General features: G+C 31.3%; 18 protein-coding genes. 6 read left to right on the top strand and 12 right to left on the bottom strand.

Translation table 11 applies throughout. The annotated features are described in order from the left end of the window. The first annotated feature begins 14 nt into the window (after positions 1–14). The 3 genes from CLV91_RS03900 to CLV91_RS03890 are packed head-to-tail and all read left to right on the top strand — an operon-like array spanning position 15 to position 1,793. Positions 15–713 (top strand): CoA transferase subunit A, encoded by a 699-nt coding sequence (locus CLV91_RS03900; protein WP_121064175.1) that lies wholly within the window; start codon positions 15–17, stop codon positions 711–713. Between the two features lie 31 nt (positions 714–744). Then, a complete protein-coding gene (locus CLV91_RS03895) occupies positions 745–1,098 on the top strand; it encodes a four helix bundle protein (RefSeq protein WP_121064173.1) in 354 nt (117 codons plus the stop codon). 41 nt (positions 1,099–1,139) lie between these two features. Continuing rightward, positions 1,140–1,793 (top strand): 3-oxoacid CoA-transferase subunit B, encoded by a 654-nt coding sequence (locus CLV91_RS03890; RefSeq protein WP_121064171.1) that lies wholly within the window; start codon positions 1,140–1,142, stop codon positions 1,791–1,793. A 399-nt stretch (positions 1,794–2,192) separates the two neighbouring features. Here the strand turns inward: CLV91_RS03890 and CLV91_RS03885 are convergent, their stop codons facing one another. From CLV91_RS03885 to CLV91_RS03845, 9 genes are all read right to left on the bottom strand, one after another. Then, entirely contained in the window at positions 2,193–3,350 is a 1,158-nt protein-coding gene (locus tag CLV91_RS03885; protein WP_121064169.1) for a methionine aminotransferase, read from the bottom strand. A 30-nt stretch (positions 3,351–3,380) separates the two neighbouring features. After that, positions 3,381–4,067 carry a lycopene cyclase domain-containing protein gene (locus CLV91_RS03880; RefSeq protein WP_121064167.1) on the bottom strand — a complete coding sequence of 229 codons (687 nt, stop codon included), beginning with the start codon at positions 4,065–4,067 and terminating at the stop codon, positions 3,381–3,383. Then, entirely contained in the window at positions 4,067–4,525 is a 459-nt protein-coding gene (locus tag CLV91_RS03875; RefSeq protein ID WP_121064165.1) for a sterol desaturase family protein, read from the bottom strand. Before CLV91_RS03875 ends, CLV91_RS03880 begins: the two co-directional genes overlap by 1 nt. A gap of 1 nt (position 4,526) precedes the next feature. Beyond that, complete coding sequence (locus CLV91_RS03870) at positions 4,527–5,366, bottom strand: phytoene/squalene synthase family protein (protein ID WP_121064163.1); 840 nt, start codon at positions 5,364–5,366, stop codon at positions 4,527–4,529. A gap of 2 nt (positions 5,367–5,368) precedes the next feature. Beyond that, on the bottom strand, positions 5,369–6,832 hold the full coding sequence (locus tag CLV91_RS03865) for a phytoene desaturase family protein (protein WP_121064161.1): 1,464 nt from the start codon (positions 6,830–6,832) through the stop codon (positions 5,369–5,371). Between the two features lie 48 nt (positions 6,833–6,880). After that, entirely contained in the window at positions 6,881–7,768 is an 888-nt protein-coding gene (locus tag CLV91_RS03860; RefSeq protein WP_121064159.1) for a MerR family transcriptional regulator, read from the bottom strand. Positions 7,769–7,880: 112 nt separating this feature from the next. Next, positions 7,881–8,627 (bottom strand): succinate dehydrogenase/fumarate reductase iron-sulfur subunit, encoded by a 747-nt coding sequence (locus tag CLV91_RS03855; protein ID WP_121064157.1) that lies wholly within the window; start codon positions 8,625–8,627, stop codon positions 7,881–7,883. Positions 8,628–8,636: 9 nt separating this feature from the next. Next, positions 8,637–10,652 carry a fumarate reductase/succinate dehydrogenase flavoprotein subunit gene (locus CLV91_RS03850; RefSeq protein ID WP_121064155.1) on the bottom strand — a complete coding sequence of 672 codons (2,016 nt, stop codon included), beginning with the start codon at positions 10,650–10,652 and terminating at the stop codon, positions 8,637–8,639. Positions 10,653–10,664: 12 nt separating this feature from the next. Next, positions 10,665–11,342: a succinate dehydrogenase cytochrome b subunit gene (locus tag CLV91_RS03845; RefSeq protein ID WP_121064153.1), complete on the bottom strand. Its 678-nt coding sequence runs from the start codon at positions 11,340–11,342 to the stop codon at positions 10,665–10,667. 253 nt (positions 11,343–11,595) lie between these two features. Here CLV91_RS03845 and CLV91_RS03840 point away from each other — a divergent pair, with 253 nt between their 5' ends. Together CLV91_RS03840 and CLV91_RS03835 are read left to right on the top strand one after the other, a co-directional pair. Then, the gene (locus tag CLV91_RS03840; protein ID WP_121064151.1) at positions 11,596–12,483 is read left to right on the top strand and encodes a RimK family alpha-L-glutamate ligase; all 888 of its coding nucleotides are present in this window, start codon (positions 11,596–11,598) and stop codon (positions 12,481–12,483) included. Beyond that, positions 12,464–13,432, top strand: a complete 969-nt coding sequence (locus CLV91_RS03835; protein WP_245987133.1) for a succinylglutamate desuccinylase/aspartoacylase family protein — start codon at positions 12,464–12,466, stop codon at positions 13,430–13,432. Before CLV91_RS03840 ends, CLV91_RS03835 begins: the two co-directional genes overlap by 20 nt. 202 nt (positions 13,433–13,634) lie before the next feature. Here the strand turns inward: CLV91_RS03835 and CLV91_RS03830 are convergent, their stop codons facing one another. Genes CLV91_RS03830 through CLV91_RS03820 form a run of 3 tightly spaced genes read right to left on the bottom strand, consistent with a single transcriptional unit; the run spans position 13,635 to position 17,859 of the window. Further along, entirely contained in the window at positions 13,635–14,609 is a 975-nt protein-coding gene (locus CLV91_RS03830; protein WP_121064147.1) for a ThuA domain-containing protein, read from the bottom strand. Between the two features lie 41 nt (positions 14,610–14,650). Beyond that, on the bottom strand, positions 14,651–14,989 hold the full coding sequence (locus tag CLV91_RS03825; RefSeq protein WP_121064145.1) for a cupin domain-containing protein: 339 nt from the start codon (positions 14,987–14,989) through the stop codon (positions 14,651–14,653). Positions 14,990–15,009: 20 nt separating this feature from the next. After that, positions 15,010–17,859 carry a sialidase family protein gene (locus CLV91_RS03820; protein ID WP_121064143.1) on the bottom strand — a complete coding sequence of 950 codons (2,850 nt, stop codon included), beginning with the start codon at positions 17,857–17,859 and terminating at the stop codon, positions 15,010–15,012. 184 nt (positions 17,860–18,043) lie between these two features. On the opposite strand from CLV91_RS03820, the gene CLV91_RS03815 reads away from it, so the two are divergent. After that, positions 18,044–18,367 carry a hypothetical protein gene (locus CLV91_RS03815; protein ID WP_121064141.1) on the top strand — a complete coding sequence of 108 codons (324 nt, stop codon included), beginning with the start codon at positions 18,044–18,046 and terminating at the stop codon, positions 18,365–18,367. Positions 18,368–18,520: the final 153 nt, after the last annotated feature.

Below are 18,520 nucleotides of genomic sequence, written 5' to 3'. Positions count from 1 at the left end.
ATGAGAAATCAATAATGATAAAGAAAAAAGTTAATACTATTCAAGAAGCATTAAAAGGGGTACAAGATGGGATGACTTTTATGCTAGGAGGTTTTGGTCTTTGTGGAATTCCTGAAAATGCAATTGCTGAATTAGTTAAGTTAGAAGTAAAGGATATTACTTGTATTTCTAATAACGCAGGTGTAGATAATTTTGGATTGGGGCTATTGTTGCAAAAGCATCAAATAAAAAAAATGATATCTTCTTATGTAGGAGAAAACGATGAGTTTGAAAGACAAATGCTGAGTGGAGAGTTAGAGGTAGAACTTACACCACAAGGAACTCTTGCAGAAAAATGTAGAGCAGCACAATCTGGATTTCCAGCATTTTATACACCAGCTGGTTATGGAACAGAAGTAGCAGAAGGGAAAGAAACAAGAGAATTTAATGGCAAAATGTATGTATTGGAAGAAGCCTATAAAGCAGACTTTTCTTTTGTAAAAGCATGGAAAGGAGACGAAGCTGGAAATCTTATTTTTAAAGGTACTGCTCGTAATTTTAACCCAGCAATGTGTGGCGCAGCAAAAATCACAGTTGCTGAGGTAGAAAAATTAGTGCCTGCAGGAACATTAGACCCTAATGAAATTCATGTACCTGGAATTTTTGTAAAGCGAATTTTTCAAGGGAAAGATTATGAAAAACGTATAGAACAAAGAACGGTTAGAAAGAAATAATTAAGCGATTTGAAAATTATTTAATTTGGAAATGAGAAACGATAAAGAAAATCTAATTGTAAAGTTAACTTTTGAATTGGCTCTTGAAGTTGTTTCATTTTCCGAAAAGATTAGAGCTACAAATAGATTTGAAATGGCTTCTCAGATTTTTAGAAGTGGAACTTCAATTGGAGCTAATATTAGAGAAGCACAAAATGCAGAGAGTAAAAGAGATTTTATACATAAGTTTAAAATTTCTGCAAAAGAAGCGGATGAGTTAATGTATTGGTTAGAAATATGTAATTCCACAGAGTTCTATCCGAGCCCAGAAGAAGCTTTGCTTAAAAAATTAAAGTCGGTAATTTTAATTATATCTAAAATTATCTCTACAAGTAAAAAATCTTAATTAATCAATTTTCAAATCGACACATTTTCAAATTAAATAGTATGTTAGATAAAAACGGAATAGCAAAAAGAATAGCTAAAGAGGTACAAGATGGCTATTATGTAAATCTTGGAATAGGAATACCAACTTTAGTTGCTAATTTTGTACAAGAAGATATAAATGTAGAATTCCAGAGTGAGAATGGAGTTTTAGGAATGGGGCCTTTTCCTTTTGAAGGAGAAGAAGATGCCGATATTATTAACGCAGGGAAACAAACCATTACAACCATGCCTGGAGCCTCTTTTTTTGATTCTGTAACCAGTTTTGGAATGATTAGGGGGCAACATGTGGATCTTACTATTTTAGGAGCTATGGAGGTGTCTGAAACTGGAGATATAGCAAATTGGAAAATTCCAGGTAAAATGGTTAAGGGAATGGGAGGTGCCATGGACTTGGTAGCATCAGCAGAAAATATTATTGTTGCTATGATGCATACGAATAGAGCAGGAGCACCTAAATTATTAAAAAAATGTAGTTTACCATTAACAGGAGTAGCGTGTGTTAAAAAAATAGTTACAAATCTTGCTGTTTTAGAAGTTGTTAAAGAAGGTTTTAAACTACTAGAAAGAGCTCCAGGAATATCTGTAGATGAAATTATAAAAGCTACCGAAGGAAATCTTATAATTGATGGCGAAATACCAGAAATGGTATTATAAGCTTATAAAAGTGTGTAGTTTATCTAATAAATTGGAACTTCATTTTATTCACAACAAATAAAGTGTGTTTCACAACAATAATTACTTAAATACTTACGTTAGGAAGTACATTTGTATAAAACAGCAACAACCCAAATCTAAAAAAGTATATAATGGACGCCCAAATTAGTAACATGTCAGCACCAAAAGAAATTCAAGTTTATAGAAATGATTTTTTTAGTGGTGTTGTACATTTAATGCGAAAGCTATTCATGTTGTAGAAACAACAGGAAACTTAAAAAAGCAGCAATCTTATTAAAGGTTGCTGCTTTTTTATGGAATAGATTTTAGTTTTAGATATAACTATATTTATCAGAATTTAAAGTAGACGATGTTCCTAATTTTGTGAAATAGGAAGTATTATAATTTATTTAATATTTCAGAGGCTTTTAATAAAATGTCTTCTGTTTTAGCAAAACAAAAACGGAGCACTTTATCATCTCTATTATTTTCGTTAAAAACAGAAATAGGAATACTAGCTATTTTATGTTCTTTAATAAGTCGTTCAGCAAAAGAAACATCTTGTTCTTGTGTAATGTTAGAATAATCTAAAAGTTGAAAATAAGTGCCTTTACAGGGCAGAATTTTAAATTTAGAGCCTTCAAGTTCTTTTACAAAAAAGTCCCTTTTCTTTTGATAAAATGTAGGCAGACTATTGTATGTTTCCTCATTTTGTAAATAAGATGTCAAGGCTATTTGTGATGGGTGATGTGTAGAGAACACATTAAATTGATGTGTTTTTCTAAATTCGTTCATTAACTCTTTTGGGCCTACGCAATATCCAATTTTCCAGCCTGTAATATGAAAAGTTTTACCAAAAGAAGAACAGATAATACTACGATTTGCTAAGTTGTTGAATCTTGCAACACTTTGGTGAATTTCATTATCAAAAATAATATGCTCATAGACTTCATCACTTAGCACAATAATATTTGTATTGAAGAGAATTTTTTCTAAGGATTGCATGTCCTCTTTTGTTAGTATAGTTCCGGTTGGGTTATGCGGGGTATTTATAATTACCATTTTAGTTTTGCTGGTAATTTTACTTTTAAAAACATCCCAATCTATTTTATATGTTTTAGCAGATAAACTTACATGCACAGGGATTCCCCCATTGGCTATTATAGAAGGTTCATAAGAATCATACGCTGGCTTTATAACAATTACTTCGTCTCCCAGGGAAACAAAGGCTGTAATAGCAGTAAAAATTGCTTGGGTTGCTCCTGCGGTAATTGTTATCTCTGTTTCAGGATTATAATTTTGGTTATATAGCGTTTGTATTTTATGAGAAATAGTCTCTCTTAAATTTATATCACCAGCCATTGGAGCGTATTGGTTATATCCATTCTGCATTGCTTTAGTAACCTTATCTAATAGTACAAAATCTGGATTAAAGTTTGGAAATCCTTGAGAAAGGTTTATAGCATTATACTTTTTTGCTAATTGCCCAATAGAAGTAAAAATTGTTGTTTTTACACTTGGTAATTTAGAGGTAATAGAAAGTTTTTTTGAAGACATTTTTAAAGATACTAGAAACTCTCTTTAAAACTATTCTTTTTTTAATATAGACTTAAATTCATCTATTAAAACAACATTTATGAATAGTAAATTAAATGCATATACGGTATCCTCAATAGGAATTGTAAAAAGCCTAATTCCTAAATTTTCATTATTGTTATACCAAACAATGGGCTCTTCTATAAAGGAGCCAGTTAAAATACCATTTACTATAAAAAAAGGGATTAAAATAATAAGAAAAGAAATGTAGAATTTTTGAAGTTTTTTTATTCTTAAATAACCAATTATTAATAGTATAACTGCAATACTAAAGTTAACAGATGTATATACCTTTTCTAAATTATTTAAGATTGTTATGGATAAAATAATAATTATTAAAACGCTTATTATTTGAGTTACTCTTTTTGATAGTTTTATAGTAGGAAAGTAATAATCAAAAGCGTAATGTATAAAAACCGAAGCATATGGTATACATATAAAAAAAAGCCACTCTTCAAGTGGAAGACCTAGTAGTTTATAGGGTAAATGATATTTAGTGTTAAAACCCCATACACCATCTAATGTAAAAATAGCATCCCATAAAATAAATGCTAATCCTACCAATAAGATAGAACTAAAAATAGCTTTCCAATACTTTATAAAATTCATTTTCTTATGAAATGAATAGGCAAATGGAATGGAGATGGATACAATATTTAGTATTAAATATAAATACATTATACCATTTGGTTTTTAAAATATTTATAAGGAACGTATAGCATTCCAAAGCATTCTCCGTCTTCTTTATTTAAATGTTTATGATGAATTTTATGTGCTTTTCTAAGTCCAATTAAGTATTTATTTTTGGTTTTTTTAAACCACTTAAATCTTTGATGTATTAGAACATCATGAATTAAAAAATAAGTTAATCCATAACATAATATTCCAAACCCTATAAAAAATAAATAATTAATATTTGGTAAAACTCCATACCAAAACAATAATATACTTGGTATAGCAAATATTACAAAGAACCAATCGTTTTTTTCAAAAACACCCTGGTATTTTGGTTGGTGATGGTCTTCATGTAAATACCATAAAAACCCATGCATTATATATTTGTGAGTACACCAAGTTATAACTTCCATACTTAAAAAAGTAAGGATAGTAATTACAGGATATAGTAATAGTTGCATATTACAAGATATTAAGTTTATATCTAATAAAGGATTTAGCTAGTAAATTAAATTTCATTAAATCGGATACGCGTATTCTAGTATCCATAATTTGGCTAGAAGGTGTACTTTCTAACTTTCTTAAAAGTTTTAAGTAATATTTGTAAGCAGTATATACCCCAAACCTAGATTCTAAAGGTAATTTTACAATTCCTTTATAGGCTTCTTTAAAATCTTCTTTTATTTCCTCTATAATGTTTAATTTATCTTCTGGACTTAATTGTTTTAGATTAACATTTGGAAAATAGGATCGGTTAAGTACTTCATAATCTTCTTTAATATCTCTTAGAAAATTTACCTTTTGAAAAGCAGAACCTAAACGCATAGCAGGCGCTTTTAAAGCATCGTACTTATCTGTATCTCCATTGGTAAAAATTTTTAAGCACATAAGACCTACTACATCGGCAGAGCCATATATGTACTCTTCATAATCTTTTTTGTTATCATAGATTGTTTTATGCAAATCTGCACGCATACTCTTTAAAAATGCTTGTATTAAACTATCTTCTATATTGTATTTTTTTACAGTTCTTTGGAAAGAATGTAAAATAGGATTTAAACTTATATCGTTTTTATGTGCTTCATAATAGTTGTCTTCAAAGTCTTTAAGTAAATTATGTTGATTGTGTTCATGAAAACTATCTACAATTTCATCTGCAAAACGAACAAAACCATAGACACTATATATAGCATTTCTAATTTTAGGAGATAACATTCTAACAGCCGAAGAAAATGAAGTGCTGTATTTTTTAGTAACTAATTTGCTACAAGAAAAAGAAAGCTCTGTAAATAATTGTTTCATAATTAGTTGTTTTTTAATATTAAATCTGCAGCTATTTTTCCTGATATTAATGCAGGCGGTACACCAGGTCCTGGAACTGTAAGCTGGCCTGTAAAGAATAAATTCTTTACTTTTTTACTTTTAATTTTTGGTCTTAAGAATGCAGTTTGCATAAGAGTATTTGCAAGTCCGTATGCATTTCCTTGATAAGAGTTGTATTCCTCTTTAAAATCATTTACACAAAAGGACTCTTTAAATATTATATTTTCTTTAATAGTTTGATTGGTTACTTTTTCTAATCTTTCTATTATTTTTTTAAAATATGTTTCTCTAATTTCATTAGTGTCTTTTATACCTGGAGCAAGCGGAATTAAAAAAGTTGCAGCTTCTTTTCCTTCTGGAGCTACAGAAACATCTGTTTTACTAGGAAAACTAACATAGAATAAAGGATTTTCTGGCCATTTTGGAATATCGTAAATAGATTCGGCATGTACTTCAAAATCACAATCAAAAAATAATGTATGGTGCGATACATTTTTTACAGGTTTACTTAGGCCAACGTAAAACAATAGGGCAGAAGGAGCAAAAGTTTTGTTGGACCAATATTTTTCTGAATACTGTCTGTTTTTTTCGGGTAATAAAGTTTCTGTGTGATGATAATCTGCGCCACTTAGTATTATGTCAGATTTTTTAAACTCTCCGTTTACAATAAGCCCCTCTACTTTGTTGTTAGCTCTTACTTTTATCTGCTCAACATTAGCTTCGGTAATAAATTCTACACCTAGAGATTTGGCTAAGGTTACCATACCATTAACAACAGTATACATTCCTCCATCTGGATGCCAGGTTCCAAGTCCAAAATCTGCATAATTCATGAAATTATAAAAGGTAGGAGTATTACTAGGCTTTGCTCCAAGAAACAAAACTGGGAATTCTAATATTTTTATTAGTTTTTCATTTTTAATATTTTTCCGAATTGTTTTTCTAATAGTGGAAAAAAACTGATTTGCTCTTTTTATTGTTACTGGCGTAATAAGTTCTGTGATAGATTCTCCGGGCTTATAAACTAAATCTTTTATAGCTGTATTATAATTGTTTCTTGCAGAGGTTAAGAATTCTCTTAGGTGCTTAGAACTACCTTTTTCTTCCGCTTCAAACATAGAATGTATTTCTTCTAAATTACCAGAAACTATTTTTGAATCTTCTTTTGCAAAATATACTTGATATGCAGGATCTAATTTATTAAGATGGTAATACTCTGAAGGGTTTTTTTTAAAATCTGAAAAGAATTTTTCAAAAACATCAGGCATCCAATACCATGTAGGACCAATATCAAACGTAAAACCTTCTTTTTTTAATTGTCTTGCACGACCTCCAATAGTACTGTTTTTTTCCAGTACAATTACCCTATAACCTGCCTGAGCTAAGTAGCAAGAAGCAGATAAAGAAGAAAAACCTGAACCAATTATATGTATTGTTTTTTTCATATTGTTTAACAAATCTATTAAAAAGTTAAACAATATGAAAATATTTTTTTATAAACTCTCTAAAAGACTAAGTGTGGAGGTAAATGTTTTAATGTTATTATTTGTAATTTCTAAGTTTTGAGTTCTTTGTCCTACTGCCCAAAATGTGCTATTAGTATTTTTAATTATCGTATTAATTTCTTTAAAATATGGTACTAGTTTGTTTTCTTGAGGCTCAACGGTAAAATAAGAAATAAAACATATATCATTAAATACGTTTTGTACATCTATAAGGTTATCAATTGGTACACTTTGTCCAAGATATATTGTTTTATTACCTCTTAAAGTTAGTTCATAATTTAAGTATAGCAAACCAAGCTCATGTATTTCATTTTCAGGAAGATAAAGCACATATACTTTTGTGTTATTATTTTGTTTAAATGGAATACGTTCTGTATTAATCTGTATTTTTTGAGATATTAAGTTAGATATAAAATGTTCATGAGCAGGAGTTAAAGTCTTAGTTTGCCATAAAAGGCCTATAAAGTTTAAAAGGGGAATAAAGGTTTCTTTAAATATTTCTGGAAAAGATTTTTGAACCAAAAGTTTAGCATACACTTGATTAAAAAGATTTTGATCAAAATTATACATTGCTATCTTTAATGAGTTTATAGCATCATCTTTAATATCTGTCTTTAGAGCTAATTCTCTTGTGTTAAGAATTATTTCGTTATCAGACATAGCAGCTATTTTAGATATTTTATAGTTGTTATTATTTAATAAAACTACATTTAATAGCTTTTGTAGGCTATCTTGATCATAAAATCTAGAATTACCAGAGGTTCTTTCTGGACTAAATAGATTGTATCTTTTTTCCCAAATACGTATCGTATGTGCTTTTATACCAGAAATATTTTCTAGGTCTTTAATACTAAATCTTGTTTTTATATTGTTCAATTAAAAATGAATTTTAGTTAGACAAACTTAATAAAAAAATTGCACTTAATTAAAAACAAAAAAACCTTAAGCAATTAAGCTTAAGGTTTTTTATAGGTAAGTTATTTATTGTTTAGCTTTTAAATGTAGCTTTTAATAATTCTCTATTCATTCTAGCAATGTTTTCTAGAGATATTCCTTTAGGACATTCTATTTCACAAGCACCTGTATTACTACAGTTACCAAAACCTTCTAAATCCATTTGTGCAACCATGTTTTTAACACGATCTGTAGCTTCTACTTGTCCTTGTGGTAATAATGCATACTGAGACACTTTTGCACCAACAAATAGCATTGCAGAAGAGTTTTTACAAGTTGCTACACATGCGCCACAACCAATACATGTTGCAGCATCCATAGCTTCATCTGCGTCATGTTTAGATATAGGTGTTGCATTAGCATCTTGTGTGTTACCAGAGGTATTTACAGATATGTAACCACCAGCATGTTGTATACGATCAAAAGAACTGCGATCTACAACTAAATCTTTAAGAACAGGAAATGCTTTTGCTCTAAATGGTTCTATTGTAATAGTATCACCATCTTTAAACATACGCATGTGTAATTGGCATGTAGTTACCCCTCTATCTGGCCCGTGAGCTTCACCGTTAATATACATAGAGCACATACCACAAATACCTTCTCTACAATCATGATCAAAAGCTACTGGCTCTTCTCCAGAATTTACTAGTTGTTCGTTAAGAACATCCATCATTTCTAAGAAAGACATATGTTCTGAGATATCGGTAACCTTGTAGTCTACCATTTGACCCTTAGTTTTCGAGTCTTTTTGTCTCCAAATTTTAAGCGTTAAATTCATAGTCTTTTCTTATTTGTATGAACGTTGTTTAAGTTCAATATCGTTAAATTCTAACTCTTCTTTATGTAGTACTGCATCTGCAGGTTCTCCTTTATATTCCCAGGCAGAAACAAATGCAAAATCTTTATCATTACGTTTTGCTTCTCCTTTTTGTTCGCCATCTAATTCTACAGATTCTTCTCTAAAGTGACCACCACAAGATTCTTCTCTTACTAAAGCATCTTTAGCAAACAATTCTCCAAGTTCTAGGAAATCGGCTACTCTACCTGCTTTTTCTAACTCAGGATTCATTTCGTTAGCATCTCCTGGTACTTTTACGTCTTTCCAAAAATCTTCGCGTAATGCTTTAATTTCTGTCATAGCTTCTTTTAATCCTTCTGCATTACGTGACATTCCACATTTTTCCCACATGATTACCCCTAATTTTTTATGGTAATAATCTACAGAGTTCTTTCCTTTGTTATTAATAAAGAAATCTATTTTGTCTTTTACAGCTTTTTCCGCTTCATCAAATTCTGCAGTGTCTGTTGGTATTTTTCCAGTTCTAATATCATTAGATAAATAACTGCCTATGGTATATGGTAAAACAAAATAACCGTCGGCTAAACCTTGCATAAGTGCAGATGCCCCTAGTCTGTTAGCACCGTGGTCAGAGAAGTTTGCCTCTCCAATACAATATAAACCTTCTACGGTAGTCATTAAGTTGTAATCTACCCATACACCACCCATTGTATAGTGGGTTGCAGGATAGATCATCATTGGTGTTTTGTATGGATTTTCATCTACAATTTTCTCATACATTTGAAAAAGGTTACCGTATTTTGCTTCTACGATGTCTCTACCTAAATCATATATTTTTTGAGCAGATGCGTTTGTTATACCATGTATTTTAGCTTGTTCTTTACCATAACGCTCTATAGCAGATTTAAAATCTAAATACACAGCTTCCCCAGTTGCATTTACACCGTAACCAGCATCACAACGTTCTTTTGCTGCTCTAGAGGCAACATCACGAGGTACTAAGTTACCAAATGCAGGGTATCTACGCTCTAAGTAATAATCTCTTTCATCTTCAGACAAATCGGTTGGCTTTTTCTTGCCTTCACGAATTGCTAAAACATCTTCCATATTTTTTGGAACCCAAATACGACCATCGTTACGTAAAGACTCAGACATCAATGTTAGTTTAGATTGATAGTCTCCTGAACGAGGAATACAAGTAGGGTGTATTTGTGTATAACAAGGGTTTGCAAAGAACGCTCCTTTTTGGTGTATTTTCCAAGCAGCAGTTGCATTAGACCCCATTGCATTGGTAGATAAAAAATATACATTACCATAACCACCAGAGGCAATAACAACTGCATGAGCAGAGTGGCGTTCTATTTCTCCAGTAATAAGGTTACGTGCAATAATTCCACGTGCTTTCCCATCAACTTTAACAACATCAAGCATTTCATGACGGTTGTGCATTTCAATCTTACCACGAGCAATTTGTCTGTTCATTGCAGAATATGCTCCTAATAATAATTGCTGCCCTGTTTGTCCTTTAGCATAGAATGTTCTAGAAACTAATACACCTCCAAAAGAACGGTTATCTAATAATCCACCATAATCACGTGCAAAAGGAACCCCCTGTGCAACACATTGATCAATAATATTGGCAGATACTTCTGCTAAACGGTATACGTTTGCTTCTCTAGAACGGTAATCACCGCCCTTTACAGTATCATAAAATAATCTATAGGTAGAATCTCCATCTCCTTGATAGTTTTTGGCAGCGTTAATACCACCTTGTGCAGCAATAGAGTGTGCTCTTCTTGGAGAATCTTGGTAAGCAAATGCTTTTACGTTATATCCTAATTCTGCTAATGTAGCACAAGCAGAACCACCAGCTAAACCTGTACCAACAACAATAACATCTATGTTACGTTTGTTTGCAGGGTTAACTAAATCGATATGGTTTTTATAATCAGTCCACTTATTTTTAAGTGGTCCTTTAGGTACTTTAGAATCTAATACAGACATAGAATTGTATTATTAATGATTAAAATGATGAAAAAGAGCAATTAGTATAAAACCTAAAGGAATTATAATAGCATAAGCTTTTCCAAATGCTTGAAGTTTTTCTTTTCTCATAGAGCTAACTCCAGAAGATTGAAACGCAGAACTAAATCCGTGCATTAGGTGTAAGGATAGAAACACAAATGCTAAGATATAAGCACCAACTCTTAGTGGATTAACAAACTTATGTGTTAATTCTTCGTAATAACGGTATCCTTCACCATCTGCTAGTAATCCAGACATATCACCTTGAATGTATTTGGTATTAATTTCTGGCAACCAAAAATCAATAAAGTGAAGAACTAAGAAACCTAAAATAGCTAATCCGCTATAAATCATGTTTCTACTCATCCAACTAGAATTAGCCGAACCATTATTTTTTGCATACTTTACAACTCTAGCATTTCTATTTTTAATCTCTAGAATAAAACCCATTATAAAATGGTACATTACTCCAAAAATTAAAATTGGTTGCATTACATACTGTATAGCCCAAAAAGTTCCCATAAAATGAGAAGCTTCATTAAAAGCATTAGGACTAAAAACGGATAATATGTTTATTGCAAAATGTTGTAAAAGAAAAAACATTAAAAATAAAGCAGAAAGTGCCATTGCATATTTTCTGCCTATTGAAGATGTGAAAAATTTACTCATTGGTTAATTAATTTTAGACAAATTTAACGCACAAACGTTTGATTAACAAACTTTGTTTTCTTTGACTCAGTATTTATACTTAGTAAAAATAAGGGGCTTATGAGCCTGTAAAATACATAAACATAAGTTTTATAGTCTATTACAGAGAAAACGTTTTCGTAAGGAGTATAATTTTCACCGCTAAAAACTAATTTTTTTTCAATTTAATTTTGTTTTTTTACCTAATAAACTAAGAAGAGTTTAAATAATTAGTATGGATATTGGATTATTATCTGTAAGTGTAAATGTGTATTCTACAAGAAGAATTGTAGAAGAAGCCCAAAAATTAGGGCATTATATAGAACAAATTGATCATACAAAATGTGCTGTTAAACTAGGGAAAGGTAAGCCTCAAATTTTTTATCAAGGACAAAACATAACCAATGTTTTTCAGGCTATAATACCAAGAATAGGAACTACAGTTACTAAACATGGCGCTGCTATTGTAAAACAGTTTCAAATGAATGGGGTGTATAGTGTGGCAAAAGCACAAAGTATTACAACTGCGAGAAATAAAGTGCAAACCCTACAAATTATGGCAAGAAAAGGAATTGCTATTCCGGATACCCTTTTCTCTATAAATCCCGATAATATTGAAGAGCAAATAGATATTTTAGGTGGAATGCCAATTATTATAAAATTACAGGAAGGTACCCAAGGTTTGGGTGTAATATTGGCAGAGACCAAAAAATCGGCAAAATCTATAATAGACACTTTTTATAAAATGAATACCAGTATTCTTATTCAAAAATATATAGAAGAGTCTAAAGGAGAAGATATTAGATTATTTGTTATTGGTAATAGGGTTGTTGCAAGCATGAAAAGAACAAGCGCTCCAGGAGATTTTAGATCTAACGTACACCGTGGAGGAGCTACAGAAATAATAGAACCTACAAAAACTGAAAAGTTTATGGCCATTAATGCTACAAAACATGTAGGTTTAGATATTGCTGGGGTAGATTTGCTGCGTTCTGAAAATGGACCGCTGTTAATAGAAGTAAACGCATCGCCTGGACTTCAAGGAATAGAAGCATCTACAGGACTTAATATTGCAAGAGAAATTGTATTGTATGTTGAAAAAAATGGAGGGCTTAAAAAATAAAACTATTGTTATAGGAGGGGAAACAGTTTCTCCAGGTAAAAATAAGTTGGTAAGTATTAGTATAGGCAGGTTACCTACGGGTACTTTAATAGATATTCCTGTACATGTTTTTAATGCAAAAGAGCCAGGCCCAATACTTTTAGTGCAGGCAGGTTTACATGGAGATGAAATTAATGGCGTGGAAATTGTACGACGCATGTTATACGAAAAAAAGTTTGCCATAAAAAAAGGAGCAGTTATTGCGGTTCCAATATTAAATATTTTTGGTTTTATACATTATTCTAGAGATGTTCCAGATGGTAAAGATGTAAACAGAAGTTTTCCTGGTTCTAAAACTGGTTCTTTAGCAGGTAGAATGGCATACCGTTATGTTTCTGAAATATTACCACAAATAGATTTTGGTATAGATTTACATACTGGTGGAGCACAACGTAGTAATTATCCGCAAATACGATACACTGTTGGCGATGAACTAAGTAAAGACCTGGCTACTGCTTTTAATGCGCCATTTACTTTTTCTTCTAAATTAATAAAAGGCTCTTTTAGAAATATTTCTCACAAAATGGGAAAACCCACTGTAGTTTTTGAAGGAGGTGAAAGTATGCGTTTTGATACCCATTCCATATCTGAAGGAATACAAGGGGTGTTAAATGTTTTACAACATTTTAGTATGATAGAGAAAGGTGCTATAGGTTTAAATAAAAAGGCTTCTATTTTACTTACAGATAGAAGATGGTTAAGAGCACCAACTGCTGGTATGTTTATTCCAGAAGAAATAAATGGAGCATCTATTAAAAAAAATGCAGTTTTAGGCATTATAACAGATACTTTTACACTTAAAATAAAAACAATAAAAGCGCCTTATGATGGTTTTATTTGTGCTATTAATAACCAAGCGGTAGTTAACCAAGGAGACGCTCTTTTTCATGTTGGGAAGAGGGAATTTTAGTGTAGAAGCGTTCTTTTTTCAATGTTTTTATTTTGTATTAACAAACTAGTTAGTTTCTATGTTATATTTTATGGTTGTTATAAAACAGCCCTTTTGTAGTTTGTCGATAAAAAATAAAGAAAAATCTATAATTTAAAAGCTCTTTGAGGATATGTAAAAATCAAAAACCAACTAGCTAGTTGGTTTTTGATTTTTGTTGTAATTAATTTACTTTATGAAAAGGTCTACTACTTGTTTCGTCTTTTTTAGGAAAATCTTTAGGAATTTTTTGGGTAACTTTTCCTGTAGCGGCCCATTCTGCGCCACGTAAAAAAGTGGTAATAAAACCAACACATTGTATAGAGTAATCTACGTGCCCCATAATACTATGAAAAATACGTCCCTTGCCGTATTCTAATGTCATTAAAGCTGGCTCATGACGCCCAGACCCTTTGTTTTCTTTCTCGGAATAAGCAGTAGCTAAAACCGACATATTTTCTGCAGGACCTCTTAAACTATTATATAATTCGTCTTTTGTATGTAGCCATATTTTAGGCATTCCTTTAGTAATAGGATGTTTTTTATCTCGTATTTGAATTTGATATTCGCTCTGTGGTCCGTGAGCGCCAGCACTTCCTGGAGAGGTGTCTTTAATTAATTTCCCTTTTTCATTATAATATACATAAGGACCATCTTTTTCGTTACGGTTTCCCCAACCCCCTAAGCCAATCATTTTGTTGTATGCTAGCCATTCTGGAAAAGAGTTGTCTGCTGCATGAAAAACCACTAAACCACCACCATTTTCAATATATTTTTCAAATGCTTTTTGTGTTTTTTCTGGCCAAGAAGCAGCTCTCCAGCCAAAATTGCATATAACTAAATCATAATCAGAAAAATTAGGAGCATAGTTAGGGTCTGCTTTAGGGTCTTTTAGAGCCTCTGTGGTTTTTTTATTTAGAGCGTATTCTTGAATATATTTCTCTCCTTTCCATGTATATGCGGTTCTACTTAAATCTACAGAAAACAGTTTAGTGTCTACCATATATTTTTTTAGCATATAGCTTATTTTTGGCCATTGGTCATGGTTGTTTTGACCATCAATAATTAGGGTTTTTATTTTGGCCTGTTCTGTATTTTGGCCAATAACTGTTGCTGAAACTAAAAGAAGTAAGAAAAATATTTTTTTAAGAAAGTGCATTGGTGTTTTTTTTAGAAAGATACTATAAAATTTGTAACAATTTAATCTGTAGCTATTCCAAAGTAGTTCCAATGAACATCTACTTTAAAAGGATTGCTTTGCGCATGTAATTCTCCAGGTTCAATAGTAATACAATCTCCTTCTGATAAAATTATAGTTTTGTTATTTACTATAAATTGCGCTTTACCATTTACTATCTGAAAAACTTCAAACATGGTGTCGTGTTTATGAAGTTCTACTTTCTGTCCAGGTTTAAAAACAGCAGAGCCAAACATCATTAATTGCGGAATTTCTCCTCGTTCTATATAAACCTTTTTTTTAATTTCAGCATTATGAGAAACCCCTACTTCTGGCAATTCTTTAGTTTTTACAAGTTTCATAGTTAAGATACATTAGAGTTTTATTCAATTGTAAAAGTAGTTTCTTTTTTAACAGTTTCACTTTCTAATAAAACTGTGTAAATGCCTTTAGGAAGATATGTTTTTCCGTTTTTGGCGGTTTCTAATTTGTTAGTATTGTTTTTTTCGTAATTCAATTTTGCTTCCATAGAAAAAGCAACATCAAAAGAAAGTATATTAAACCCTTTATCCGATTCTATTTCGGTTTGGCTTACCATAGTTTTATCTTCAGAAAAAATCTTTGCAGCGTATAAGTTTGATCTGTTGGTATAAAATATAATATCTATACCCGGCGTTTCTGGTTTGCTCCATGAGCTCCATGCATTTCCCCAGTTTTTAGAATACCTAATGGGTTTAACCTTATAAATATGTAGGTCTTGTTCTAAAATATCTTCTGTAGTTTCTTGTAATGGTTTAATGTTTGCTTTATAAATACTTCTTCCATGTGTGCCAACTAACAAATGTTTGGCTTCTTCTTGTATAACTAAATCATGTACAGCTACATTAGGTAAACCGTTTTGCATAACTTCCCAGGTGTTTCCTTGGTTAAATGAGGTGTATAAACCATTGTCTGTCCCAACAAATAATAAATTCTCATTCTCAGGGTCTTCTAAAATTACATTTACTGGAGAATTAGGCATATTATTAACAATGCTTTTCCAAGTATTTCCGTAATCATTACTACAATACACATAAGATGTAAAATCATCATTTCTATACCCATTTAGAGTAAGGTAAACTCTTTCTTTTTTATGCCTAGACGCTAGAACTCTGCTTACCCATAAGTTTTTTGGTAAACTGTCTGATACTATTTTCCAGCTACTTCCGCCGTCTTTAGAGATTTGAACAAGGCCATCATCACTACCTGTATATAGTAAACCAAATTTAAAAGGAGATTCAGAAATTGTTGTAAGTGTGCCATAAGCTACATTCCCTTTTTTACTTCCTAAGGTTAAATCCTTAGAAATAGTTTCCCATGTGGAACCTTGATTTAAAGATCTATGTAATTTATTACTACCTAAATAAAGTATGTCTTGGTTATGTTTAGATAGTAAAATAGGGGTTTGCCAATTAAATCTATATGGTTTTTCTCCTAATTCATGTTTTGGTTGTATATATGTTTTTTTACCGGAACTTTTATTTATTCTATAGTAGTTTCCAAATTGATATCCAGTATAAACTATATTGTGGTTTCTAGAATCTATTTCTATTTGCATACCATCGCCTCCCATAATTGATTTCCAAGGGTATTCTCCTGTTTGATGCCATTTTGTATTTATAGGAGCATTATGTGGCCCGTGCCAAACACCATTATCTTGTAACCCACCATACACATGATAAGGTTCTTGGTTATCTACATTTATAGCATAAAATTGTCCTACATTGTTGGTATTTAACTTTATCCAGCTTTTACCATTATCATAAGACATATTTAAACCACCATCATTACCACTTATAATATGCCCTTTTAAGTTTGGGTTTATCCATAATGCTTGGTGGTCTGCATGCACATTTTTTCCTTGTATGTTAGAAAACGTTTCTCCATTATTTTCAGAAAATAGTAAAGGAACACCAGTAATATAAATTTGTTCTTTATTAGATGGGTTTACCCTAATTTCTCCAAAATAATACCCGTAACTATAGTATAAATCATCAATAAAATCTTCATTTTTTTTAACCCATGTTTTTCCTCCATTTTCAGTAAAATATACTTCCGCACCAATTACAGGAGTGTTAAAAAGTAAAGAATTAGCATTTTCTAAATAGGTTGTAATATCAGCAGGTTTTGTAAGACCGCTTCGGACCATTTGCTTTACGTTTTCTGCTCTATATTTTTCTTGAAACCCATTTGTTTTAAGAAAAGTGTTTAGTTTTTTATCATCAAGACTTAAAAACTCTTCATTAGTCATGTTTTTAAAAACCTCTTTGTCTAATTTGTTTGTTTTTTTAATGGTATTACTTTCTGTTTTTCTTCTATATTGATTATCAAGAACCGCATAAACAATACTGTCATTAAAAGCAGCAAGTCCTATTCTACCAACACCGTTCCCCGTTGGAAATCCATTTTCTAATGAAGTAATTTTTTCCCAAGTTTCTCCAGCGTTTATACTTTTGTAAATAGCAGAACCTTTGCCACTACTAGTAAAATTCCAACCTTTTCTATCTTTTTGCCATGCAGAAACATATAGTATATTAAAGTTATTTGGAGCGTAAGCCACATCAATAATTCCAGTATTAGCGTTTATGTAGAGTGTTTTTTTCCAAGTTTCTCCTCCGTCTATAGTTTTGTAAATTCCTCTTTCCTCATTAGAAGTATATAAATGACCAGTTGCTCCAACAAGTACTTCATTAGGGTTATTAGGGTTAATTAGTATTCTACCAATGTGGTGCGTATTATTTAAGCCAGTATTTATCCAGGTTTTTCCCTGATTTGTAGATTTTAATATGCCAATACCTGCATAAGAAGACCTAGAAGAGTTATTCTCTCCAGTACCAACCCAAATAGTACCGGTTTTCCAGTCTACAGCAATATCACCAATGTTTTGTGTATTAGAATTGTCCATTAATGGTGTAAAAGACGTGCCATTATTATTGGTATACCAAAGACCACCAGAGGCATATGCTACATAAAATTCTGTTGGATTTTTTTCATTAACTTCAATATCTACAACACGACCGCTCATTATAGAAGGGCCTATATTTTTAAGTGCTATATTTTTTACTAATGAGGTGTTTTTTAGCTCATTTTTCTTTAATAAATCTTTATTAATTTTTTCTGATGCGTTATTTGTGTTTTGAGCAAAAGAATAAAACGAAAAACTAAAGATTAAAATGTGAAGGTATATTTTCATTTAAGTATAAGCTGCTATGTTTTTAAAAAGGGAAGTTAGGAATATCTTTTGTAGTGGTAAAATTCAAGATTTCGTCATATATTTTCATATATAACTGTAAATCAGCATTTAATAGCTTATTTAATTGTTGTTTTGATAATTTTTTTGTTAATTTATTGCTATATAACAAACAAAATACATTATTATGGAAGAGTATTTACCATTAATTATTCAACTAGTAACAGGTGCTATTGGAGGCAATGTTGCAGGAAAATTGTTTAAAAATTTATCTTTAGGTACCGCAGGAAATAGCATTGCTGGTATTTTGGGAGGAGGTTTAGGAGGACAATTATTAGGAATGTTGGGATTAGGAGCTGGAGCTGCTTCTGGAGTAGATACATCTGCAGTAGCTGATGCAGCTGGAGGGATGGATTTATCTAGTATTTTAGGAAGTGTAGCTGGCGGAGGTGTTGGTGGAGGAGTAATCATGGCAATATTTGGAGTTATAAAAAATATGATGTCAAAATAATAAACACAACCAATATTTAAACTGGAAGGAGCTTATGTTTGTAAGCTCCTTTTTTTGTTTTGTATACATAGGTTACCAAATAGATTTGTTAATTTTACTCGATAATCGAGATGTAAATAATCCGAGGTTTACCTCTAATTTTGAAAGTTTAAA

The organism is Maribacter vaceletii (assembly GCF_003634105.1).
Classification (GTDB): domain Bacteria; phylum Bacteroidota; class Bacteroidia; order Flavobacteriales; family Flavobacteriaceae; genus Maribacter_B; species Maribacter_B vaceletii.
This window is presented reverse-complemented; position numbering and strand designations above follow the sequence as displayed.